Raw genomic sequence first — 24,916 nt, forward strand, 5'->3', positions numbered from 1 at the left:
GATTTGATAAATATCCAAAACTAACAATAAATAGCTAATTTTAACACTGTAAATGTAAGTGTTATGGAAACAGTAGCTAACAAAATAGCTGTAGAGAAGGTTAAATCCTCCAAAATCCAAGATGTGGATTTTGACAATCTCTCCTTCGGAAGTGTTTATTCGGACCATATGTTGGTCTGTGATTATAAGGATGGTAAATGGAATGCTCCAAAAGTGGTTCCTTACCAACCCATTACCCTAGACCCTTCTGCAAAGATTTTTCACTATGGACAATCTATTTTTGAAGGAATGAAAGCCTACAAGGATGAGGACGGAAAAGTATGGCTCTTTAGACCTTTGGAAAATTTCAAACGATTCAACAGATCAGCCCAAAGGCTCGCCATTCCAGAAGTACCGGAATCCTATTTTATGGATGGGCTAAACACCCTTATCCAAGTAGAAAGTGATTGGGTGCCGCAAAACCCTGGTAGTTCCTTGTATATAAGACCATTCATTTTTGCGTCAGGAAACGGTTTCCATGCCTCTCCTGCGAACGAGTATAAATTTATTATTGCCTGTGCGCCCTCTGGAGCTTATTTTTCCGGTAAAGTAAAAGTTCTGATAGAGGAAACCTATTCGCGTGCTGCAAACGGCGGTGTTGGATATGCAAAAGCCGGGGGTAATTATGCCGGACAGTTTTACCCGACCAAGTTGGCCGCCGATAAAGGTTATCAACAAGTAATCTGGACAGACGACAATACCCACGAATTTATTGAAGAGGCCGGTGCCATGAATGTATTTGTTCGAATCAACGATACTTTAATGACAGCGCCTACTAGTGACCGTATATTGGACGGTATTACTCGAAAGAGCATTTTGGATATCGCCAAAGATGAAGGCATCAAAACCGAAGTCCGCAAAATATCGGTTCACGAATTGGTGGAAGCTGCAGAAAACGGCTCTTTGAAAGAGATGTTCGGAGCAGGAACCGCTGCAGTGGTTTCTCCGATTTCAGGTTTTGGTTACCATGGCAAGGATTACGACCTGCCAGATTTGAAAGATAGTTATGCTTCTTTATTGAAGAAAAGAATCACGGATATTCAATATAACCGGGCAGAGGATAAATTTGGATGGCGCTACGAGGTCATCCAATAGAAATAAAAAAGGCGCCAGTTGGCGCCTTTTTTATTTATCTATAATGGTTTGTATATCCGGTTTAAAATAATTTGGCCCCTTTAGCACTTTTCCATCTTCACGGTAAATGGGTTTTCCATCAGCACCCAATTTACTCATGTTGCTACGCTGTATTTCTTCAAAAACCTCCTCAATTTTGTATTGCATTCCGTGTTCAAGTATGGTTCCGCACAAAATATAAAGCATATCCCCCAGGGCATCGGCCACCTCCACCAAATCATCATTATTAGCTGCTTCCAAATACTCACGGTTCTCCTCGTCCATTAAATTAAAACGAAGAGTGTTTTTATCTTTTCCAAGATTCGCCTTTGGCTTTTGGGAAACTCCTAGACCAAAAGAATTGTGGAAGAGCTCCACGGCTTTTATTTTACGTTCCATTACACTTATTTGATTTAGCTTTGCATAAAAATATGAAATATGTTCAGTACAGGACAGATAATTTTTGCAACATTATTCTTCATTGTCTTTGTGGTAATTATCTCATTTTCTTATCGAAAGGATAAGAAGCTGCACAAAAAAAATTACAAAGGTGTCATTTGGATCTTGGTTTCTTTTATAACTTTTATAGTTATTTTGTTCTTGATTAAACACTTTCTCAAAAATTAACAGCAAAATTGTCTTTACCACAAAAATCCTCGAATTCACAACATTAGGGGCACTTGGATTTCATTCTTATAGGAAAAAACGTACTTTTGTTTAACATTAATTTAGCACAAAACTAGATGATTGTATTTTTGAGTATTCTTTTTGGTTTGCTGGTCATTAATGCCATCCTATTGATTTTCAGCGTTAATGGAGCTAAAGAACGATTTATAAAACCAATTCAACGGATTTCTGAAACCTCAACCACCAAACTTTTCCCTCGTGAGGCTATAGAAACCAAATACAAAGAAGCGGTTTAGTTTGTACCTTTAGGGCATGAAACAGGCCTTTCTTGTTTTTTTGGGCGGGGGATTTGGAAGTGTATTACGCTATCTGATCTCCAAACCTCTCAACCCCTTATTCCACAATTTTTTTCTTGGCACTTTTTTGGTCAACATTATAGGCTGCTTACTAATTGGCCTTTTTTTGGGACTTTCTGCAAAGGGCCATATACTTACCTATAATAATACTCTCTTCTTGGCAACGGGTTTTTGTGGTGGCTTTACCACATTTTCTGCATTTGCTTTTGAAAAACACTCTTTTTTAAAGAATGGCGATTTACTCAACTTGGCCATTTATATGATTTCAAGTATCGGTATCGGTGTTTTGGCTGTTGTTTTGGGATTGTGGATTGCCAAACAGGTTTAGTAGTTATAAATTGCGTTTTTATTGTTAAAATTTGTTAAAAACTAAACATTTATATTGTTTTAAAGGTTTTTTGCTGACAAAAATTAACCTTGAACCCCTAATTAGTAATATAAAACCAACAAATAACTAACAAAACTTAACATAAAATTAAATACCCCTAAAATTGTAGGGGTATTTTTCTTATACCCATAAAAATACCCCCACTACCCTCTAATTTTTCATAGTCTAGATTGAATTCCTATATATTTGGCTCATCAATTAACTACTTAATTATGAAAAAAGTCGAGGCAATTATTAGAAAATCCAAATTTGATGAGGTAAAAAAAGCCCTGCATCAAATTGAGGTCAACTTCTTTAGTTACTGGGATGTAACTGGAGTTGGAAATGAGACACAAGGACATGTGTATCGTGGTATATCGTATAGCACGAGCGATATACAGAGAAGGTATTTGGTTATCGTAGTTAGCGATGACTTTCTGGAGAAAACCGTGAATGTTTTATTGGACACAGCCAGTACTGGTAATGTTGGTGATGGAAAAATTTTCGTATCCGATATGATCGAGGCCTACAGGATCAGGACCAAGGAAAGCGGAAGCGCAGGAATCAACTAACATTAATAGCCAAAAAACTTAAAAACTTAGATTATGATTGTACAAGAACAAGAAGCGATAGATAAAGCCGTTGAAGCCATTACTGGCGATATGGGCGCTTTGTGGATATTGATTGCGGGCATTTTGGTATTCTTTATGCAAGCAGGATTCACTTTGGTCGAAGTAGGCTTTACCCGTAGCAAGAACTCGGGTAACATCATTATGAAAAACCTAATGGATCTCGCCGTTGGTTCGATTATGTTTTGGGCCGTTGGTTACGCCATTATGTATGGTAGTGATTTAGTGGCTGGAGGATTTTTTAGAACCAGCCCATCCGAACAAGGATACTTATTTTTTAGTGCGGATGATTGGTACAACTTGTTTTTTCAAACAGTTTTCTGTGCCACAGCTGCAACTATTGTATCTGGAGCCATTGCAGGAAGAACCAAATTTTCAACGTATTTGATTTTCTCAGCATTGATGACCACGCTGATCTACCCGATCTCTGGTAGTTGGTATTGGCCGTTTGATGATGATGCTTGGTTGAACACTGCTGGTTTTATTGATTTTGCAGGCTCATCAGTGGTACATGCTGTTGGTGGGGGCGCCGCTTTGGTTGCCGCTATAATGGTTGGGCCTAGAATCGGAAAATATGTGGATGGGAAAGCTCAGGCTATTCCAGGTCACAATATGACGTTCGGTGCCATTGGAGTTTTCATCCTTTGGTTGGGATGGTTTGGATTTAACGGAGGCTCCCAATTGGCTTGGGGTGGAGACGACACCATTGCAGCTTCCAGTGTAATCATTAATACCAATTTAGCTGCTGCCATCGGTGCCATTGGCGCAATGTTCTTTACATGGGCAAAATACGGCAAAGCTGATATTTCCATGACCTTGAACGGTGCTTTGGCCGGATTGGTGGGAATTACTGCCGGATGTGGCGCCGTAAGCGCATGGGGTGCATTGGCCATTGGACTCATTTGTGGTATTGTAGTGGTATTGTCCATCGAGTTCATCGATAAAAAACTAAAAATCGATGATCCCGTAGGTGCTATTTCAGTACACGGGACCTGTGGTTTCCTTGGAACAGCGCTGATAGGATTCTTTGCTTTGGATGGCGGATTGTTCTATGGAGGAAGTGCCAAACTTTTATGGGTGCAAACTTATGGTTCGTTGTCCTACATACTTTGGGCTGCATTGACAACCTTTATTATATTGTTCATATTGAAGAAAACGCTTGGACTTCGCGTTTCCGAGCAAGAAGAAACTGAAGGTCTGGACATCCACGAACATGGAGTGGAAGCTTACCCGGAGCACATTTCTCAAGACAAATAAAAATAAGTCTTTCAAACTCACAACAAGATTGTAAAAAAGGAACGGAGCGTTCTGCCAAACGCTCCGTTTAATAACCTTTTCAATCAAACTCACAATTATAAAACTAACTGTCCTTAACAAAAAGGACAACTTAAACGATTATGATATGAAAACGATTATAAATACAAACTTCGGAAAAATTTTGGCTATCGCCATAATTTCTATGGTAACATTTTCAGCTTCAGCACAAGAAGAAGAAACAACTCCTAAATTCAGCTTCAGCGGTACTGTTGATGCGTACTACAGAGCAAACATTACCGCGCCAAATGATGAGGATGCAATAGCTCCCGGTTCTTCATTTGCAAACCTTCCAGGATTCTCATTGGGTATGGCAAATCTTATTGCCGCCTACGAAGGTGAAAAGGTAGGTTTTGTGGCCGATTTGGTTTTTGGACCACGTGGAACGGACGCTATTTTTGCATCACCCATGTATTCTGCAACTGGAGACATAGTAAACCAATTGTATGTCTATTGGAATGTTAGCGATGCGGTCACTCTTACCTTTGGTAACTTTAATACATTCCTGGGTTACGAGGTAATTTCTCCTGCAGCCAACTTCAACTACAGTACATCTTACCTGTTCTCTTATGGTCCTTTTAGCCATACCGGTTTAAAGGCCGATTTTGATTTGGGCAGTGATTGGTCTGCTATGGTCGCCGTAATGAACCCTACTGATTTGACAGAGTTCAACCCAACCGGTGATTACGCCGTAGGTGCCCAATTGGGATACTCGGGTCAGTTCTTGAATTTCTTGTACAGCCAAGGTGGTTTCGAAATTGATTATACCGGTGGTTTTGACCTTTCTGATGAATTCTTCTTAGGTATCAATGCTGCTCACTTTAGTATGGAAGACGATGGAGGTTCCTTTACCGGTGCTGCACTATATCCACAGTATGCAATCTCTGATACCTTTAGTTTAGGGCTTAGAGGCGAGTACTTTATGGAAACTGATTTCTTTGGTGCGATTGGAGCATCCGATGTAGACGGAGACTCAAGTGTATTGGCATTGACTTTGACAGGAAGTGCCACCATTGGCGATCTGATTCTAAAACCAGAAATAAGATTGGATAGTGCTTCTGAAGATGCTTTTATCGATAATGATTTGGCTCCGACAGGTAGCTTGGCCTCTGTATTGTTTGCCGCAATATATTCCTTCTAAGCAAATTGGATATGACACGAACAAAAGCCTTATTCCATTAGGATTAAGGCTTTTTTTAGTCCTTGTTAAAATTTTTCACTCCTGCTCTCACCATAGTTCTCAAATAATTTTGCCTTGGCACTAGAGGGCAGGAGTACTTTTTGTTATATACACAGTAAGGGTTGTACGCCTTATTAAAGTCAATAACCAAAGTATCGCCTTCCGGAATAGTCAAATCAATATACCTTCCCCCACCATAAGTTTCTTCACCATTGGTATTATCCAAAAAAGGCAAAAACAAATAGTCTTCATATTCTTCATCCTCAAGCAAATCCAAACTTTGGTAAACTTCCAGTTGGTGGTCTTCACCATTTAAAGAAAAATAAGCGATTCCATAAACAACTTCTTGAGTTTGTCTATCTGTAGTGGTTGGCATAAAAAAAGGGTCCGCATCCGGAGTCCGTTCAAATCGTGCTTTTACAATATAAGATGTATCCGGGTCAAAAAAATCAAGTCCTTCAAAGTCCTTTCGGTATTTATCGGGTAAAGGAGAAGTTTCAGGATTTTTGAAACTTGCATTCTGCTCTTTCTGGTATTCTAAAATATCGGCGATCAAATCGGTTTTGGCCGTTATCGATTTTTCTTCATCGTGGTACTTTTTACCTTGGCCGCAAGCCATCACAAAGAATACCGACAGTAAGATTATATATTTCATTCAGAAGCTCTTTGTGCAAAAATACAGCTTAAACTCAGAAGATATTAAATCTTGATTCACAATCAATTTTCGTCCAACTTAATATCGTAGCGAGCATCTTTCAAATATTTTGAAACGACTTTATTAAATTCTGGTGTAATACGGAACAAAGCCGTGTTTTCCAGACTGTAGAGCTTTTCCTTATCCTTAAACCCATTTTTCAACAACTCCTCCAAATAGAACAGAGATGTGCCAAAATCATCATTTTTTGCACTAAGGGAAATGGTTTTCAAGTAAAACTCGTAATTGTCGGGCTCCAAAATAGTTTTTAGCATATACAAAAATACCAAAGCATCTTCATCCACTACTTCATCGGATGAAACCAAGTGAATATTATCCTCTGCCAACGCATTTACATATCCTTTTAATCGATGGCCCATTTGTTTTTCGAAAATTTTTGTGCCTGAAACGAATTTATCTATCTCCCCCATTTGATGTTTCCACCAGCCCAAATTGTTAAAATTATGGGTGTAAACATCCTCTTCCATATAATAATTGTAGTCTTCCTTAAGCATGGACTCTTTTAAAAATGCAGCATTCTCTGCTCTTTTCATCACTTTGAAATCCTTATTTCTACGAAGCTCTTTTTGAACGGACCTAAGCGAATCCATATTCTTAAAGACACTATATATGGACATCATTTCAGTCATGTATTGTTCCGCCCATAGCAAATCACCAATACTTTTTAGTTGATTTACCTTATCCAAATCCTCTTGATATGCCTTTTCTACATAAGCTGAATCCTTTGGAATCCAGTTTCTGCCCATAGCATCCAAGGTAAAGAGTTGCATACCTTTTTGGATATAAGAAACACTGGGCCAGTTACCATCTCCGTCGTAAAGCAAAACCTGATTAGGGAATTTGTAATTATCCAGCAGCTTGGCATCCGTTAATATAAAAGGGTAATTAAAATTTTCTTTGTTAACGATGCCTACAAAATGAAAAGAGTACTTATTATTTAAGACCTCTCTGTTTGCCAAAGAAGCTTCAATAGACATAACACCATTGACACCTTTGATAAGTACAGGTACCAAGCTTGCAAATTGTCCGCCAGAATCTTGCCCTGCAGCGTAAATTCTGGAATTCTGTATAGGCAACAAACTTGTTACTTTATGAATAGCTTGGCCAGCTATCACCATATTCTTGGTCAATGAAATACTATCTAACAGCTTGGGTGCCGCCAAAACGTATCCTTCCCTTTCCGCCGCTAACATAAACATCGAGAGTGCCTTTTCTTCATTCCCTTTGGTATCAAAAACAACTAGCAACGGCCATGCCTTATCCATTGAGAATGCCTTAGGAATATAAATTGAGTAAGTATTATCGGTAGAATCATTGACTGAGAGATTTTTGATTATCTCTCCCTTTTGTAAAACCATTTGTTGTGAAAAGACTGAAATTGTGCAAAAAATGGTCAGAAGCGGTAACAAATATGTTTTTCTCATAATTCTATCTTAACAAAAATCTAGCCAAAGTTTGTTTTGAAAATATCAAATTATTAAAACAACTATTTACCAGCCCTACTTTTTCTGATAGGTGAATTGGCCACTACATTGGATAATACAATGTGGGTTCTACATTCGCCATATATGATAAGTTCATCTATAAACTTTTCCAAATGCGATTGGTCCCGAAGCACCACCTCCATTATAATATTTTCATTACCGGTAATTCGATAGCAATTCACTACTTCCTGAAAAGTTTTGACCTTATCTAAAAACGGTTTCAACTTCCCCATAAAGGCTCGCAACATAATAACTGCCTTTAACTGATATCCGGCCTCCACGTAGGAAACATTTGCGCCATAACGTTCAATAATTCCAAGGTCCTCCATTTTTTTTACGCGCTCTGCCACAGCAGGTGGTGTCAACCCGATTTTCCTCCCAATATTGGCAAAAGATTCCCTTGCATTTTGCTGCAAATGATTCAATATTTCCCAATTCAAGTCATCTATCTTCATATATAAAGAAATATACCACTATTTTTTTATTTTCGAAAGTAAAATCGAATAAATGCTTTATTAACAAAAGTAAAAAAATTCAATTCGTCCTTAATTTTATAATACAAAATTGCTATAAAAAATGGAGAGAAATTCTCTTAACTCCTTAGGTGTATATCGTAAATCTTTGGCTCTACGTGACATGAGCGAAGCGGTTGCGGCTTATTTTGCCCAAAACAGGGAAATTCTGTCTTTACGAAAAATTGATTCTTTCCGAGATGATCTTTCCAAATCCTTGTTGGAAGATGCCGATTTGATTACAAAAGAAGTGGAGCAAGCTGCATTGAGCAACTGTCCATCTGTCCGAATGAGAAGTCTTTCTTATGTTAACATTATGACCCGCAACATTTTGGCCTATTGCAATGGGTTGGAACGAGACGGCGTCAAAGAAAAAGAATATCTGAACCTCCTCCGAAAAGAGATTCGAATATTCAGGATTTCCTTTAAAAAATGGAGAAAGTCCTTGATCAACAAAAACGACTGACCTCCTTTTCCCTACATATTTCTCCGATACTGTCCTCCTACTTGGAAGAGTGCTCCTGTGATTTGCCCCAATGAACAATATTTGGCGGCTTCCATCAATTTTTCAAAGATATTTCCATTAGCGATCGCTACATCTTGTAACTCTGCCAATTGTTTTTCAGCAGTAGCTTTTTCTCTTCGATGAAGGTTTTCCAATGTTTCTATCTGATTTTTCTTTTCCGTTTCCGTAGCCCGAATTACCTCTGCAGGCAGAATGGTCGGTGACCCTTTTGAACTCAAAAATGTGTTTACACCAATAATCGGGTATTCTCCTGAATGCTTCAAAGTTTCATAATGCAGGCTCTCTTCTTGAATTTTAGAGCGTTGATACATAGTTTCCATAGCGCCAAGTACTCCTCCTCGCTCTGTAATCCTATCGAACTCCATCAAAACGGCCTCTTCCACCAAATCCGTCAACTCTTCAATAATAAATGATCCTTGTATCGGATTTTCGTTTTTGGCCAATCCCAACTCTTTGTTGATTATCAACTGAATGGCCATCGCCCTGCGGACAGACTCTTCGGTCGGGGTGGTAATGGCCTCATCATAGGCATTGGTGTGCAACGAATTACAATTATCGTAAATCGCATACAATGCTTGAAGCGTAGTACGGATATCGTTAAAATCGATCTCCTGTGCGTGTAAGCTTCTTCCAGAAGTCTGGATATGATACTTCAACATTTGCGCCCTTGGATTGGCTCCATATTTTTCCTTCAAGGCTTTCGACCAAATACGTCGAGCCACACGTCCAATAACCGCATACTCTGGATCTACTCCATTGGAAAAAAAGAAGGAAAGGTTTGGACCAAATTTATTGATGTCCATACCCCGACTCAAATAATATTCCACATAGGTAAACCCGTTGGATAAGGTAAAGGCCAACTGGGTAATGGGATTGGCACCTGCCTCGGCAATATGATAGCCCGAAATAGAAACCGAATAGAAATTACGAACCTGTTGCTCAATAAAGTATTCCTGTACATCCCCCATCAATCGCAATGCGAACTCTGTCGAGAAAATACAGGTATTCTGTGCTTGGTCTTCTTTTAGGATATCGGCCTGCACCGTTCCACGAACTTGGTTCAAGGTCTTTACTTTTATTTCTTCATAGACATTTTTAGGCAGTACTTGGTCTCCCGTAACACCCAAAAGCATAAGTCCTAAACCATCGTTCCCCTGTGGAAGTTCACCATAATATTGAGGTTGCTCCACGCCCTTTTCTTTAAAAATTGCTTTGATTTTGTTCTCGACCTCTTTCTCCAAGTCATTTTCTTTGATGTACTTCTCGCAGTTCTGATCTATGGCGGCATTCATAAAAAAGGCCAAAAGCATGGGCGCAGGACCATTTATGGTCATACTTACCGAAGTCATTGGGCTGCTCAAATCAAAACCTGAGTAGAGTTTTTTGGCATCATCCAAACAACAAATGGACACCCCGGCATTTCCAATCTTTCCATAAATATCTGGGCGGTGGTCCGGGTCATTCCCGTATAAAGTCACCGAATCAAAAGCGGTGGATAAGCGTTTGGCGGGCATGTCCATACTTACATAGTGAAAGCGTCGGTTTGTACGTTCAGGTCCACCTTCGCCTGCAAACATTCGGGTAGGGTCCTCCCCTTCCCTTTTAAATGGATATAAACCTGCAGTGTATGGAAATTCACCAGGTACATTTTCCTGTAAAATCCATTGCAGAATGTCGCCCCAAGCCTTGTATTTGGGCAAAGCTACTTTTGGAATCTGACTGTGCGAAAGGGATTCGGTATGGGTTTTTATTTTAACCACTTTGTCTCGAACTTTAAAAGAGTAAACCTCAGATTTGTAGCGATTTACTTTTTCTTTCCATTTTAAAATGGCCTCCCAATGATGAGGATTCAAATGCATTTTTACTCGATCAAACTCCTTGATGAGTAGATTCACCAATTCCTTGGATTCCTCATTTTTGATGTTGGATTCGATTTCGTCTTCATTTAATCCAGATTTATCCAAAAAAAGCTCCTCTGCTTTTTCTTGATCCATTTCCAAGATAGAGGCCACTGTCAAAAAGATACCATATAGCTTTTGCGCTATTTTGGATTCTTCCTTCGCCTTGGCATCATAACCTCTATTGTTTTCGGCTATTTCTGATAAATATCGGGTGCGTGCTGGCGGAATCACATAGATTTTCTCGGCCATTTCCTGTGTCACCTCGATAGTAGAGTTCAACGTGGAATTTGCTTTTTCCACCAAGGTGTCCATCACCATTTTATAAAGACTGTTCATCCCGGGATCATTAAACTGCGAAGCAATGGTTCCAAAAATGGGCAGTTCATCTTCATTGGTGTGCCATAATCCATGGTTTCGGGCATATTGTTTTTTCACATCTCGGATGGCATCCAACGCACCTCTTTTATCAAACTTATTAATGGCAACGATATCAGCGAAATCTAGCATATCAATTTTCTCCAACTGTGTTGCCGCACCAAATTCAGGTGTCATCACATAAAGGGAAACATCGCTATGCTCCAATATTTCGGTATCGGATTGACCAATTCCAGAGGTTTCAAGAATAATCAGGTCGTATTTAGCGGCCTTCAGAACTTGAACAGCTTCTGAAACATATTTGGACAAAGCCAAATTGGACTGACGCGTAGCCAAGGAGCGCATATAAACTCTTTCGTTATTGATGGCGTTCATTCGGATTCTGTCACCCAAAAGTGCTCCTCCAGTTTTACGTTTTGAAGGGTCAACGGAAATAATTCCAATATTTTTATCGGGAAAGTCAATCAGAAACCTGCGAACCAATTCATCCACTAAACTGGATTTCCCTGCTCCGCCAGTACCTGTAATTCCCAAAACGGGAACACTGCCTTGTTCTTTTTCTATTATCGGTAGAAACTTTTCAAACTCTTCATGACGGTTCTCCGCCAAAGAAATCAAACGAGCCAAGGTATTCGGGTGCTTTTCCTCCAATTCGCTTTCCAAAGATTTCCCTTTAGAAAGATTCAAATCGGGAACAACCGTATCGCAGCGCTCTACCAAATCATTGATCATGCCTTGAAGCCCCATCTCCCGACCATCGTCCGGGGAGTAAATCCGTTCAATGCCATAATCCATCAGCTCTTTTATTTCTTCAGGAAGGATAACTCCGCCACCTCCACCAAAGATTTTGATATGCTCTGCACCTCTTTCTTCCAGTAAATCGAACATATACCTAAAATACTCATTGTGCCCCCCTTGGTAAGAAGTCATGGCAATGGCATTGGCATCTTCTTGAATCGCACAGTCCACCACTTCGGCCACACTCCTATCATGACCCAAATGAATCACCTCAACCCCTGTGGCTTGGATAATTCTTCTCATAATATTAATGGCTGCATCGTGACCATCAAACAAAGAGGCTGCGGTTACAATTCTGATTTTATTTTTAGGCTTGTAGGATTCAATTTGTTCCATCTGCAATAAAAGGTCTTATTTCGTCCTGCAATTTACAGAAAATGCAACTGAAAATCGATTTTGATTAAGATTGTATAAAAAATATTAAAAGTTTGGGCTTCCTTTTTTGAATACCATAATTTTATCTGCTTAAATACGTCCAATGAAACTGACCATTCTTATCAATTGTCCTGACCAATCCGGAATAATCCGTTCTGTGACCACCTTTATTCATCAGCAAAAAGGAAACGTGGTCTATCTTGACCAGCATGTAGACAAACAGGCAGGCGTATTTTTTATGCGTTTGAAGAGTGAATTTGAGCAGGAATTGGATTTATCCAAGTTTAAAGAGGATTTTGGAAGAGAATTGGCGACCAGGTTTAAGATGGAGTGGGATGCATATACGGATGTATACAGACCCAAAATGGCCATTTTTGTTTCAAAGTACAACCATTGTCTCTATGATTTGTTGAGCCGATACAATTCTGGGGAACTCTCGGTGGATATCCCTTTTATTTTGAGCAATCACAAGGATTTGGAATATGTGGCAGAGCAGTTTGATATTCCCTATTTCCATATTCCCGTGACCAAAGAAACCAAAGCCGAGGCTGAGGACAAGCAGCTTGAGCTTTTGGAAAAGTATGGGGTAGATTTCATTGTGCTGGCGAGGTATATGCAGATAGTATCACCAAAGGTGATTGATGTATACCCACAGAAAATTATAAACATCCATCACTCTTTCTTACCTGCATTTGCAGGAGCAAAACCTTACCATGCCGCTTTTGAAAGAGGTGTAAAAATTATTGGTGCTACTAGCCATTATGTTACCGAAGATTTGGACGCAGGCCCTATTATTGAGCAAGATGTCACAACAGTTTCGCATACACATTCTGTTAAGGATTTTATTGCCAAAGGCAGGGATTTGGAGCGCATTGTTCTTTCGCGTGCCGTTAAGCTTCATGTTTCAAGAAAAACCATGGTCTACAATAATAAAACGGTGATTTTTTCATAAAGAAGATCTCAAAAGAAATAGGGGCATAAAGCCCCTATCGCAACTAACTAAAAAAACCTCAAAGACCAGTCTTATGGATTGGTCCTGAACTCAAAAATTTCAGATTCTGAACTATTACCTGCGCTATCCATAGTCACTACTTTCCAATAATAAACCATATTGGCTTCAATTGTAGTCTCATAGCTATCTGTATCTGTTTCTCCCAAAACTGCGGCTGGAGGGCTCACCGTATCCATATAAAGGGTATAGGACAGAGTATCTCCATCCAAATCCGCCCCTTCCCATTCCAAGTTGATATTTCCTTCATCCACAGCCACTCCCATTTCAGGATAAGGATTGTACGCTGGAAAAGGTGCGTAGTTTTCTATTGCAGCTCCTGCATTGTAAAAACGCCATGTGTTACTCGTTGCCGTTTCATTAGTCCCATCTGCTGCGGAGACCACGGTCCAAGAGTATGCCGTTCCCCTATTAAGGGTCAACTCCATTTCGGTATTTGTCGTAGTAGATGAACTTTGGGTACCAGATTCCAAATTCCTGAGATTGACAGTATATGAGTCGGTATTCTCCGAAGGGCTCCATTGAAATGTTACCTTACTCTCCGTAACGGAGATCACTATACTTTCGGTACATTCCTCATTGTTATCTGGAAAAACCAAAGTTACTGCGGTCGGAGCTGGCACATTTGGAATCGGATCTGGATCATCACTACCTCCTCCTCCGCAAGAAAATAGGGACACCGTCATAATTAGCACCAAGTATCTATAAACTATTTTCATTGTTTGATAATTTTAAATTCATGTGAAGTCTCGGGCCCTGCTATTTTGATCAAATACAGACCATTGGAAAAAGCAGAAAGATCCACATCCAATTTACCATAATGGGCCTCTGTAGTATTGGCAAAGAGCAATTTGCCATTTAGATTGAACACTTGAACGTTCATACTGGCATTGGTATCAAAACCAAGATCCAAAGACACTGTGTTAACATCTATGATCGGGTTGGGATATGCCGAAGCTTTGTCCGTAAGCAAAAGTGTTTTCTCAATGATACCTTGACAATCCAAATCGGTACTCACCTGCAATTTGTTTACAGATTGATCTAGTTTGAGTTCAAAGGATTCTTTTGACGTGAGATATACTTCATCATTTATCTGAATGTTATAGAAGTCCGCACCCTTAAGCTCCAAGGAAAGTATACCGGTTTTATTGTTCAAATCCGAGTATACCTCTAAGGAATCGGGCTCTGTAATGGTCAATGTATAGCATTGCTGGTAATCTGTTTGCCCGGAAACGGTGATACAAAGTTCATAGCTTCCTGCCGATAAGTTTTCAAAAGCAACGGTCTGATCAAAATCTGAAGATGCCTCGGAAGTCCCGGACAATGTAGCCGTATATGAATGTGCAGCCTGAGCAGTAACAGTTATACTCCCGTTATTGCTTCCTCTACATGTTTCACTATTTGTAAGCACACTGAAATTATCCTCGGGAAGTGAGAAAACTTCGCAGCCATCCACATCCACAATAGCACCCAGCGTGGTATCCGGACATAGGTCGTTTGCATCCAACACTCCATCTGAATCTGCATCGGGTGGATTATCATTGGGAAATAGACTACTTGGGTTGTTCCCGAAAATTCGATATTCACCAGGGGCCAAAACCATTGGTTCGTTTACATTTACAACCACATGTTTAAGATTGTTTGCCAAAAATTCGTACCAAACTCCTGTTTCTTGAAATTGGGGGTCGATTTCTTGTTCTTCCACACCAAAATTTCCAATTATAGTTACGTAACCAATTTCATCCGCCCCCGCGGAAGCATTGGTAAGATGAATGGTTTTTAGACCCGTGGAACTACCAACATCCAACGAAAAGTCCGAAGTTTCGAAAATGGGTTCTTCAACGGTCAACAGGTTTAGGGCCGACCATGTGTCGTATACATCTTTTCTATCGGAGTTATCGTAATAATCCCATCGGATAGGCTTATTTCCAATTCTTCCATTATAGTCTATGGAGTAATCGTATCCCAATTCCCCGAATTGCCATATCATTTTTGGTCCCGGAACGGTAAAAAAGAATGCCCCTGCCAACTCTACGCGGTCCAAGGCCGTTGAAAGCTCTTGCACATTATAATCGCCCGAAGCATTTCCGTAATTGAGGTTTCGGAACATCATGCGTTCCTCATCGTGGCTCTCCATATAAGAGACATTGGAAGGAACCGTCCAACCCCTGTTTAAATAAGATACCCACGAGAAATCAGAACTATTGTTCCACCCCATGGACGCCTCACTATAAGGGCCATTGAGATTCCCCCAAAGCATAACGCCCTTACCTTCATCCAAACGATATTCTGCCCATTCCGTTTCTTCTTCGTTGGTACCCAAATGCTCAAATATGACCAAAAAGTCAGGGTTGATTTCCCATTGATAGTCTGCATATTCTTTGAGTACGGCAACTCTATCGGCCTGATAACTACCGGTACAATTTTCATCCGAAGCTGTACAATTCTGGGTGAAGCCTTTTGTCAGGTCCCATCGGAATCCATCAAGGTTATATTCCTCAATCCAATATTGCGTAACCCGCTTTACATAATCTTGGGTTGCTTGTTGGCTATGGTTAAAATCGTTGAAAACATTATAAGAGTGGGTCGGTTGTGCATTAAAGAACGGACTATCCCCGCTAGCTACACCCCCATAACCGCCATTATCCGTATTCCATAATCGATAATATGGGTTTTGACCTGTGGCATGGTTGAACACCACATCTAGAATTACGGCCATACCTCTACCATGGCATTCATCCACTAATTGTTTAAACGCGTCGGCATTGCCATAATATTTATCCAAGGCCATATGGAAAGACGGGTTATATCCCCAACTTTCATTTCCATCAAATTCGGATATCGGCATAAGCTCAATGGCATTTACGCCAAGAGCCTGAAGATAATCCAAACGATTGCGCACGGCATCGAAGCTGTGCAATTCATCAAAATCCCGAATCAAAATTTCGTAGACCACCAAATCGGTTTTACTGGGCAACGTATAACCATTGTTAATCCAGCTATATTCAGGGTCTCCGGTACGAAGTAGAGTTACTGCATGTTCTGTTTCTCCTGAGGGATATGCTGGCAGATCAGGATATGTCGTATTGTTGATGTACGGGTCGTTTCCTTCATCCAAAATAAGGGTGGAATACGGATCGGCAATCGTGATTTCACCATCTACCACATATTGATACATATGATTGGCCTGAGGGGTCAATCCGGTTAATTCTATCCAAAATCTATCTTGACCACTATCCTTTTTAAGCAAATATTCATCCGTAAGTGACCAATTATTAAAATCACCAATCAAATGGACCACTTCTTTCCCCGGAGCATAAAAAACAAGGGTGGCTTTAGTATCATCCAATGGGTCCAAATTGATACCATCCATCAAATTTGCGGGAACGGCTTCTTCCACAATATTGACCACTACCATAAAATTAGCGGTACGGGTTTCTCCTCCACTTTGAGCTTCCAAGGTATATTGTGAGTTCTCGGTAATGTTCGTATGATCATAGGTGTAATCGGTTCCGCTAAAGGTATCAACCATATTTCCATTAATGGTCAATGTAAAATCTGCTGTTATTGAACTGGTGGCAGATATGGATAGATCATCCCCAGGATTCAGGAGGGTTAAACTTTCTGTAGGGTTATTCAATTGCAGTTGAAAGCTGCCGACATCAAAAAAGAAATCGTTGCAGCCGTTGTCCTTGAACTCTTGATCGCCTGTTGCATTTCGGAACACCATGCCCATTTTGGTGGCCGCATTGGCCTGCTCTGTTGTTAACCCGTAATAATCCTGTGGAATAAAGGATATACTCCATGTTCCATCTTGGTTATCCGCCATTTCCCCAACACCATCGTCTTGCCCCCAATTACCGACAACGGTTGCCCAAGGGTCCAAATCGGTGCCGATCCCCGAATGCAGGTATACCTTGCCCGGACTGGAAAAGCCATTGCAATCGGTTGCATTACTATTGGCATCCACGGTAACGGCGATTTCTTCGTCCACCGCAAATGGAAAGGGCTCGATGGTTACTTGGGACCAAGAGGCAATGGAAAAGATTAGAAAAGAAAATAGTAAAAGTTTCTTCATATTGTTTATTTATAAATAAAGGGAAACGGCCAAGCCATTCCCCTTTATCTTAAATTATATAAAAGGGTTGTTTATCAACTACCTTGCAATAAGTGAATACATTGAAGAACCTCCTTCGGACAAATCCAATCTAATCAAATATGTTCCTGCTGTTACAGCAATATTATCACCACCAGCATCCAAAGTTTCGTCCGCTCCGGTATCACCATAATTGATGTCCCAAGCTTCATTTACCCTAAATTTGATTTCACCATCGATCAATTCAACATTATCGGCCACCCATATTCCAGGGTTTACTTCGGTAAGACTATAATCATCACCAGCATTGCCCCAATCGTTGAAACCACTTCCTACCACACCTAAAATGTCCGCGGCTTCTATGGTATAGGTTCCTGCGTTGAAATCCAAAGTAATCATATAGTAACCTGCGGTCACAGCAATGTTATCACCTCCTGCATCCAAAGTTCCATCGGCTCCTGTATCGCCAAAATCGGTTACCCATTCATTGTTCATTCTGAACTTGATTTCACCATCGATCAATTCAACACCTACTTTAAAGGTATCGGTGGTATAATCATAGAAGAATTTGGCATCGGGTCCAGCAGCTCCCCAATCGTTGAAACCGGAACCAACTACACCCCATGAGAACTCCTCGATAGTATATGTATTATCGTTCAAGTTCATGGTAATCTTATAATCCCCAGCGGTTACGACAATATTGTCTCCTCCTGCATCCAAGGTCCCATCTGCATCGGTATCACCATAGTTATTGTCCCATAGGTTATTTTCACGGAATTTAATTTCACCGTCGATCAAGTTAACATAGGCCACATAGACCCCATCGGTACCTGTAGTATAGAAAGGAGCATCATCGAAAGCTCCCCAATCATTATAACCTGAACCAACAACGCCCCAGCTAGAAATTTGAATTCCAGCTCCACTATCAGCAGATTTTTCCACAACGGTTATATTCAATGCGACAACGTCCGATCGGGAAGTAACAGCATCTGTACCTTCCCCACTTCCAGCAAAGGCAGAAACCTTAAAGTAAACGGTACCCGTATTGTTTGGGTTCCCTTCTTCATCTGTGGTAGCTGGATCATCGTCCAATCCCAAACCTTCTGCCATTATCAAAAATTGACTTACGGTCACACTCGCATTTGTTGTTGTCAGTGTTCCTGAATCAAACTCGTAAGCGCCATCTGCATCAAAGTCTGCAGATATTGATCCTTCCAATTGATATGATACTTCTGTTTGAACTCCGAAATCCACTTCATTCCAAACGAAACGTTCCGCAATATTATCCGATGTTTCGTCAGAAAGCAGGTATTCCGCTAAAAAATCGTTTTGGAAAGCAACATCTTCCGATGCAGCCTGTAACGTAAATTCTGGTACATGATCGTCGTTTTCACATGCAGTGAAAAGTACTAGGGCCGTCACCACCCCTAAAACTTGTGCTATAAATGATTTGATATTTTTCATGAGTGTCGTATTAATTAGAATCCTGGATTTTGAGTTAGATTTTCATTGGCCTCCAAAGCGGTCAATGGAATAGGGAACAGTTTATAGGTTTCGGGGATGGAAGTACCGTTCAACGTATTTCCTTTCCATGGCCACACGTAACTGTTTCCAGTGAATTTACCAAAGCGAATAAGGTCACTCCTTCGGTGTCCTTCAAAATTGAGCTCTCTGGCTCTTTCATCCAAAATGAAGTCCAAAGTCAAAGCGGATTGCGAAATGGAACTTGCATTGGAACGGTTTCTAACAGCATTCACATAGCTTACAGCTGTAGCCATATCAGCACCTGAAGCACCTCGTACAGCCAATTCTGCATACATTAAATAGGCATCTGCCAATCGAAACAATGGGAAATCCGTACTGGAAAAACTGGTTGGATTGGATTCGCTAAAATAGAATGTGTTTCTAAACTTGACCGCAGGATATCCATCTGTCCAAGCCCTATAATCGGTCATTTCGTAGTTGTGTCCTTCCGTCCAAAATAACGCTGCCCTATCGTCGGAACTATTTTCAAGGTCTCCATCGTTGAAAAGTCCGTACCATGCTTTGGTGGCCCTGTGACCACTCCAACCTTCTTCGGCACCAAAATCACTAGGGGTCATAGTTTCCGTACCTATGCTACCATTTACAATATAGGTAGTGTTACCATAGCTTTGGCTATTATCTGCATCAGCAATCAATGGAAAAATGATTTCATTGGATAAATAATTATCCCCCGAAAAGATGCTTTCAAAGTTCTCATCCAATGAATAGCCTCCTTCATTAATAACTTGGGTTATATAAGGAACTGCCTCATCGAAACGATCAGTTCCTGTGTATACACCCGCATTCATGTACAGTTTGGCTAAAAGCATACGCCCCACACTTTTGTTCGCCCTTCCATAATCATTGGTGTCCGGTAACAACTCCACTACTGCCAATAATTCATTCTCCAAATAAGTGAAAAGCTCTAGGCGGTCAACTTCCGGCAATGGATCGGATGTTCCATAGTTCTCCTCAGTAGCCAAAACCCCTTTTCCAAAACAATCAATCAAGTAATAATAGGCCAATGCTCGTATAAATCGAACTTCACCTTCGATTTGATTTTGGTTTTCCAAATCCACAGCACTCAGCACCAATAATAAATTGTTCGCTTGTGGAATTGTGTAGTAGATACGGTTGTACAGATAACGGAAGAATTTATTGTTCTCGTCCCAATCGGAGGTTGTGGTCAACTGATCCAAACCATCATCGCCCCAACGGTTTTTCATCGCATCTGCCGTAAAATCTTGAAGGTTTACAATCCCTCTAAGGAAAGGGGATTCACCCGGATCATCATCTATATCAGAACTTCCTGGCCCATCAGGTCCAGAAAGTGCAAAAGAGGCATACAAACGGGATAGAATTCCGGTTACGGCATCTGAATCTTGGTTCAAGAGCTCTTCCAATGTAAGTTCCACCTCTGGTTCGGTATCCAAATCTTTGGTGCATCCCTGAATCATCAGGGCCAATGGAATGATTAAAAAAAGTATTGTTGTTATTTTTTTCATGTCAGCTATATCTTAAAAGTCCACATTTACCCCAACTGTAAAAGAGCGAGGTCTTGGATAGAAGTTATTGTCTATTGCGTTGAAGTTCTCAGGGTCTTGCCCATTATATTTGGTAATAATAAATGGGTTGTTCAAAGCTCCATAAAAACGCATGTTCACATTTGGCAAGGCGTCATCTAAACGGTAGCCCAACACAATGTTCTCACATCTAAGGAAAGTTGCATCTTCCAAATAATAATCAGAAAATGGAACATTTCCGCGGACATCAACAAAGTTGATATCTGCCGCTCCATTATAAAAGTCCAAAACATTGGACAAGCTATTGGAGTTATTCGGGATGGCGCTCTCAACCCAACCCGAGGTAAGTCTTCTGGAGTTATATACCTGTCCTCCAAATTGTCCCCTAAAACTGGAGCTTAAATCAAACTTGTCATAATTGAAGTTGAAACCGAAACCGAAGGTCCAGTTAGGACGCAAGGATTTATAGTACCTGTCGTCGTTATCCACGGTTCCATCTCCATTAAAATCGGCGAATGCACCATGAACCGGATTACCGTTAGTATCATATAATTGCCTAAACACCCACGCCGAATAGGGCTGATATCCCACAGTGTGATAAGCTATGTTAACTCCAGTTCCGGTTGGTATCCCAGATTCACTTGCAGTAATTCGAGAAACATCCTCAAGGTCGGTAACTTCGGCACGATTATAAGATGTGTTTCCATAAAACTCCAAAGACATTTTCTCATTCTGTAAGGCCCTCACATTAAAATTGATTTCAAAACCTTTACTCTCGGTTTCACCTACATTCTTCACGAAAGAAGATGTAAGGGCTTGTCCCGGTGCAACTGGCACAGTGGCCAACAAATCCTTGGTAGTACGGTAGAATATATCGAACGAACCACTTAGCACATTGTTAGGGAAGAATCCAAAATCAAGACCAGCATTAAAGGTCTCTGCTTTTTCCCAAGTCAAATCGGAATTATACGGTTTAGCTGAATATAAGGCATAACCAGCTAAATATTGACTAGTTACAGAACCAGCCTCAAAAAGTGGAAGTGAAGGATAGTAGCCTACAGCGCCCGTAATGTCTTGCTGTCCAGTCCTACCCCATCCAAGTCTTAATTTTAAATTGTTTACAAAATCAACACTTTTCATAAAGTCTTCTTCGTAGATTTTCCATGCCAAAGCCGCTGCTGGAAAATAGCCCCATCGGTTATCTTTCGAAAAAAGAGAAGAAGCATCGGCCCTAAAAGAAAGTGTCAGTAAATATTTATTGTACAAGTTGATGTTACCTCTACCGAAATACGATTGAAGGTTCAACTCATTAAAATATCTATTGGTTGGATTTTGTGGGTCTTCCACCAAAAAACGTTCTCCAGTAGCGGTATCGTAATTGTATTCTTCTTTGTTACCATCATTCCTAAAGTTCTGGTATGAGTAACCGGCCTGAACATCGAAATTAGTAATGGCTCCATCCAATTCTTTTTCATAGGCCAAATAACCTTCAAGGGTTTGGTTAGTTATATCTTGATTTTCCCTGTAATTAACTCCTGGGTTAAATCGGTAGTTAGGGTCTGGGTCTATGGCCGTATCGTCCTGTCTGTAGGTAGCCAGTGAATTATCCGTATATACTTCTTTTACTTTAGCTTTAGACGTTTCAACACCTATATTGGCAACTGCCCTAAGCTCTGGCATAAAATGCATTTTGTAGTCCAGTTCCACATTGGCCAATAATTTTTGAACTCTTTCTGGTCTGTAACGCTGCTTTAAAATAGCCACCGGGTTCCATTGGCCATCCAAGCTTAAAAATTGACCATCCAAAACTGTGTTTTGATAATACCCGCCAAATCGATTGTCGGGAGAATCATCATAAATGGGTTTGGTCGGATCCATGTTCACAGCACCCCCAAGTGCACCCCCTTCATCTATGGCGTTCTTTTTGGATATAATTCCCTTAGCATTGATATCCACTTTTAAATGATCATCAAAAAAACGCGGTGTAAGCTTTATTGAACTAGTGATACGCTCATAGTCACTTGTTTTTACCAAACCTTGAGTTTCCGTATATCCCAATGACATACGAATAGGTACAGACTGAAAAATGCTCCCTCTTGCACTAAAATTGTGGTCAAAAGAAATTGCAGTTCTATAAATAGCATCTTGCCAATCGGTATCGGACAAAATTCTACCTTCAATAACATCGGTGGTGGCAAGATTATCCTCAACATCGGTATTTGGATCATCAATCCCCAAGTAATTGGTATATTCCGGATGATATTCCTGTATGAACCTTGTAAAAGTATTTGAATTCATTATATCTATCTCCTTGCCAACCTTGCTAACCGTGGTATTTGAGGAAAAATTGAATTTAAACTCTCCTGTCAACCCTTTCTTGGTGGTAATAATTATCACCCCATTGGATGCCCTTGAACCGTAAATGGCCGTAGCGGAAGCATCCTTCAAGATGGAAAAACTCTCCACATCGTTTGGATTGATAAGTGTTAACGGGTTACTTACCCCGGCAGGGTTTGTATTGTCCACTGGAATTCCGTCGATTACAATCAAAGGGTTATTGTTGGCTGTAAGTGACGACCCACCACGAATACGAATATTCGGTGCAGAATCGGGCTGACCGCCATTGTTTGTAATTCGAACCCCCGCGGTTTTACCGGTAAGTAATTGGTCGGTGGACACAATGGCACCTTTGTTAAAGTCCTTCGTAGTAACCGAAGATACAGAACCGGTAGCATCTTTCACGGTAGTAGTACCATAACCGATTACCACAACCTCATCAAGTAAAGTGGTGTCTTCGTCGAGGGTTACATTTAGTGTACTCCCCGAAACCACCACTTCTTTAGGTTGAAAACCAATATAAGAGAACACTAAAGTGTCGCCCATATTGGCTTCCATCAGGTAGTTCCCATCAAAGTCCGTTGCTGTACCTTGATTTGTTCCCTTTATTATGACACTAACCCCGGGTAATGGATCCTGTGTGGCCGTGTCAGTGACAACCCCTTGAACAGTAATTTGTGCATACTGAACTAGAGGAACTAGAAACATGCACCATATTAGGTACATTCGTTTAATTCTCATATTGACGTTTGTTAAAGTTATTTTTACGTTTTTGCTATATTTTAACTTCCCATTAACGAAAATATACAATTTGAGACCCCATTTTTTTGACATTTGTCATATTTAGGCACTTACAACGTTTTCTGGTTGACAAAAAATTCCTTCATCACTCTTAATCAGAGTATATTTGGGTAATAATTGGTTTTCCCCCAATCCAATTGAAACGATTATGTCGGATGAAACCTAAAATGACGCTCAAAAAAATAGCTTTGGAATTGGGGCTTTCTATTTCAACGGTATCAAAAGCACTCAAGAACAATAAAGACATTAGCCAGGAGAACCGCGAAAAAGTACAGGCATTTGCTAAATTCTACAATTACCGACCCAATAGTGTTGCCCTCAGCCTAAAAAATAAAAAGACCAAGACCATAGGGGTTATAATCCCTGAAATTGTTCACCACTATTTTGCCAAAGTCATTTCTGGTATCGAAAAGGTTGCAAATTCCAAGGAGTATAACGTTATCATCGGAGTGACCAACGAATCCTTCAAAAAGGAAATTATCAACATGGAAATGCTGATTGATGGCAGCATCGACGGTTTTATCATTTCGCTTTCCAAGGAAACTTTACAAAAAAAAGAGTACCAACATCTGCAAGAAACAATAAACGGAAACATCCCCATTGTGATGTTCGATAGGGCTGTCGATGAAATTCCATGCGATAAAATAATCATTGATGATCGCGAAGCAGGTCGCATGGCCATTCAAAAACTTATTGATGAAGGCCGAAAAAAAATCCTTTTACTTACTACCAAGGATTACCTCAATATTGGCCGTCTCCGTACCGAAGGATACCGTGATGCCCTTGTAGCCAACAATATTGCTTATAATGAGGATTTGATCGTACGCATTGGAGAACTTGGAGATTCCGATGAAGATCAAAGGAATCTGGAAGAAAGAATAAATAAAGTCTTTGAGTTACATCCAGATATTGACGGCATATTCGGTGTCAACGAAATCTATGCGGTAACTGCATTAAATACAGCTAGGCTCAGAGGCTTGGATGTCCCTGAACAACTATCCGTTATCGGTTTTTCCGACGGTATACTATCCAAATATGCCCGCCCGCACTTGACTACGGTAAGCCAACATGGTTTTCAAATGGGTGAGATTGCAGCTGAAACGCTTATCAAAAGGTTGGAAATGATGGACAACGACGAAGAAATACCATATACTACCCAAGTAGTAAAAACAGAACTTATCCTTCGTGATTCGACCAAAAAAGGCATTCCCATATAAAAAACAGTCGCTCAAAACAATTGAAAAGTCAAAAAGCCATATCTTTGCCCCATCAGCGCTTATATTTTACCTTCCCAGTAATTATAATGAACGGGGCG

General features: G+C 40.4%; 20 protein-coding genes. 10 read left to right on the forward strand and 10 right to left on the reverse strand.

Annotated elements, in window-relative coordinates; translation table 11 throughout:
• The first annotated feature begins 63 nt into the window (after positions 1-63).
• Positions 64-1,134 carry a branched-chain amino acid aminotransferase gene (locus ACQQ5U_RS09295; RefSeq protein ID WP_437396974.1) on the forward strand — a complete coding sequence of 357 codons (1,071 nt, stop codon included), beginning with the start codon at positions 64-66 and terminating at the stop codon, positions 1,132-1,134.
• Between the two features lie 30 nt (positions 1,135-1,164).
• Here ACQQ5U_RS09295 and ACQQ5U_RS09300 read toward each other — a convergent pair whose 3' ends face one another.
• Positions 1,165-1,551: a hypothetical protein gene (locus tag ACQQ5U_RS09300; protein ID WP_437396975.1), complete on the reverse strand. Its 387-nt coding sequence runs from the start codon at positions 1,549-1,551 to the stop codon at positions 1,165-1,167.
• 39 nt (positions 1,552-1,590) lie between these two features.
• Here ACQQ5U_RS09300 and ACQQ5U_RS09305 point away from each other — a divergent pair, with 39 nt between their 5' ends.
• The 6 genes from ACQQ5U_RS09305 to ACQQ5U_RS09330 all read left to right on the forward strand — a co-directional run bounded on the left by ACQQ5U_RS09305 (position 1,591) and on the right by ACQQ5U_RS09330 (position 5,586).
• Positions 1,591-1,779, forward strand: coding sequence for a hypothetical protein (locus tag ACQQ5U_RS09305; protein WP_437396977.1), 189 nt, complete (start codon positions 1,591-1,593; stop codon positions 1,777-1,779).
• A 116-nt stretch (positions 1,780-1,895) separates the two neighbouring features.
• Positions 1,896-2,075: a hypothetical protein gene (locus ACQQ5U_RS09310; RefSeq protein ID WP_437396979.1), complete on the forward strand. Its 180-nt coding sequence runs from the start codon at positions 1,896-1,898 to the stop codon at positions 2,073-2,075.
• A 16-nt stretch (positions 2,076-2,091) separates the two neighbouring features.
• Positions 2,092-2,463: a fluoride efflux transporter CrcB gene (gene crcB, locus ACQQ5U_RS09315; RefSeq protein WP_437396981.1), complete on the forward strand. Its 372-nt coding sequence runs from the start codon at positions 2,092-2,094 to the stop codon at positions 2,461-2,463.
• A 272-nt stretch (positions 2,464-2,735) separates the two neighbouring features.
• Positions 2,736-3,074 (forward strand): P-II family nitrogen regulator, encoded by a 339-nt coding sequence (locus ACQQ5U_RS09320; protein WP_437396982.1) that lies wholly within the window; start codon positions 2,736-2,738, stop codon positions 3,072-3,074.
• Positions 3,075-3,107: 33 nt separating this feature from the next.
• A complete protein-coding gene (locus ACQQ5U_RS09325; RefSeq protein ID WP_437396983.1) occupies positions 3,108-4,388 on the forward strand; it encodes an ammonium transporter in 1,281 nt (426 codons plus the stop codon).
• A 145-nt stretch (positions 4,389-4,533) separates the two neighbouring features.
• The gene (locus ACQQ5U_RS09330) at positions 4,534-5,586 is read left to right on the forward strand and encodes a porin (RefSeq protein ID WP_437396985.1); all 1,053 of its coding nucleotides are present in this window, start codon (positions 4,534-4,536) and stop codon (positions 5,584-5,586) included.
• A 55-nt stretch (positions 5,587-5,641) separates the two neighbouring features.
• On the opposite strand, the gene ACQQ5U_RS09335 is transcribed toward ACQQ5U_RS09330, so the two are convergent.
• The 3 genes from ACQQ5U_RS09335 to ACQQ5U_RS09345 form a co-directional block, all read right to left on the reverse strand.
• Positions 5,642-6,280 carry a DUF1684 domain-containing protein gene (locus ACQQ5U_RS09335; protein WP_437396987.1) on the reverse strand — a complete coding sequence of 213 codons (639 nt, stop codon included), beginning with the start codon at positions 6,278-6,280 and terminating at the stop codon, positions 5,642-5,644.
• A 62-nt stretch (positions 6,281-6,342) separates the two neighbouring features.
• Complete coding sequence (locus ACQQ5U_RS09340) at positions 6,343-7,605, reverse strand: alpha/beta hydrolase (protein ID WP_437396989.1); 1,263 nt, start codon at positions 7,603-7,605, stop codon at positions 6,343-6,345.
• A 221-nt stretch (positions 7,606-7,826) separates the two neighbouring features.
• Entirely contained in the window at positions 7,827-8,279 is a 453-nt protein-coding gene (locus tag ACQQ5U_RS09345) for an Lrp/AsnC family transcriptional regulator (protein ID WP_437396990.1), read from the reverse strand.
• A gap of 121 nt (positions 8,280-8,400) precedes the next feature.
• On the opposite strand from ACQQ5U_RS09345, the gene ACQQ5U_RS09350 reads away from it, so the two are divergent.
• A complete protein-coding gene (locus ACQQ5U_RS09350; RefSeq protein WP_437396992.1) occupies positions 8,401-8,802 on the forward strand; it encodes a hypothetical protein in 402 nt (133 codons plus the stop codon).
• Between the two features lie 11 nt (positions 8,803-8,813).
• Here ACQQ5U_RS09350 and ACQQ5U_RS09355 read toward each other — a convergent pair whose 3' ends face one another.
• Complete coding sequence (locus ACQQ5U_RS09355; RefSeq protein WP_437396994.1) at positions 8,814-12,272, reverse strand: methylmalonyl-CoA mutase family protein; 3,459 nt, start codon at positions 12,270-12,272, stop codon at positions 8,814-8,816.
• A 142-nt stretch (positions 12,273-12,414) separates the two neighbouring features.
• Between ACQQ5U_RS09355 and purU the strand changes: the two genes are divergently transcribed.
• The gene (gene purU / locus ACQQ5U_RS09360; RefSeq protein WP_437396996.1) at positions 12,415-13,263 is read left to right on the forward strand and encodes a formyltetrahydrofolate deformylase; all 849 of its coding nucleotides are present in this window, start codon (positions 12,415-12,417) and stop codon (positions 13,261-13,263) included.
• Positions 13,264-13,334: 71 nt separating this feature from the next.
• Here purU and ACQQ5U_RS09365 read toward each other — a convergent pair whose 3' ends face one another.
• The 5 genes from ACQQ5U_RS09365 to ACQQ5U_RS09385 all read right to left on the reverse strand — a co-directional run bounded on the left by ACQQ5U_RS09365 (position 13,335) and on the right by ACQQ5U_RS09385 (position 23,508).
• Positions 13,335-14,039 (reverse strand): hypothetical protein, encoded by a 705-nt coding sequence (locus tag ACQQ5U_RS09365; RefSeq protein WP_437396998.1) that lies wholly within the window; start codon positions 14,037-14,039, stop codon positions 13,335-13,337.
• The gene (locus ACQQ5U_RS09370; RefSeq protein ID WP_437396999.1) at positions 14,036-17,398 is read right to left on the reverse strand and encodes an alpha-amylase family glycosyl hydrolase; all 3,363 of its coding nucleotides are present in this window, start codon (positions 17,396-17,398) and stop codon (positions 14,036-14,038) included. The genes ACQQ5U_RS09365 and ACQQ5U_RS09370 overlap by 4 nt, the downstream gene beginning before the upstream one ends.
• Before the next feature lie 78 nt (positions 17,399-17,476).
• Entirely contained in the window at positions 17,477-18,880 is a 1,404-nt protein-coding gene (locus ACQQ5U_RS09375; RefSeq protein WP_437397000.1) for a SusE domain-containing protein, read from the reverse strand.
• Between the two features lie 14 nt (positions 18,881-18,894).
• On the reverse strand, positions 18,895-20,445 hold the full coding sequence (locus tag ACQQ5U_RS09380) for a RagB/SusD family nutrient uptake outer membrane protein (RefSeq protein ID WP_437397001.1): 1,551 nt from the start codon (positions 20,443-20,445) through the stop codon (positions 18,895-18,897).
• Between the two features lie 12 nt (positions 20,446-20,457).
• Positions 20,458-23,508, reverse strand: coding sequence for a SusC/RagA family TonB-linked outer membrane protein (locus ACQQ5U_RS09385; RefSeq protein ID WP_437397003.1), 3,051 nt, complete (start codon positions 23,506-23,508; stop codon positions 20,458-20,460).
• Positions 23,509-23,756: 248 nt separating this feature from the next.
• Here ACQQ5U_RS09385 and ACQQ5U_RS09390 point away from each other — a divergent pair, with 248 nt between their 5' ends.
• Positions 23,757-24,818, forward strand: coding sequence for a LacI family DNA-binding transcriptional regulator (locus tag ACQQ5U_RS09390; RefSeq protein WP_437397004.1), 1,062 nt, complete (start codon positions 23,757-23,759; stop codon positions 24,816-24,818).
• Positions 24,819-24,916: the final 98 nt, after the last annotated feature.

It is taken from the genome of Flagellimonas lutimaris (assembly GCF_051494225.1).
Taxonomy (GTDB): Bacteria; Bacteroidota; Bacteroidia; order Flavobacteriales; family Flavobacteriaceae; genus Flagellimonas; species Flagellimonas lutimaris_A.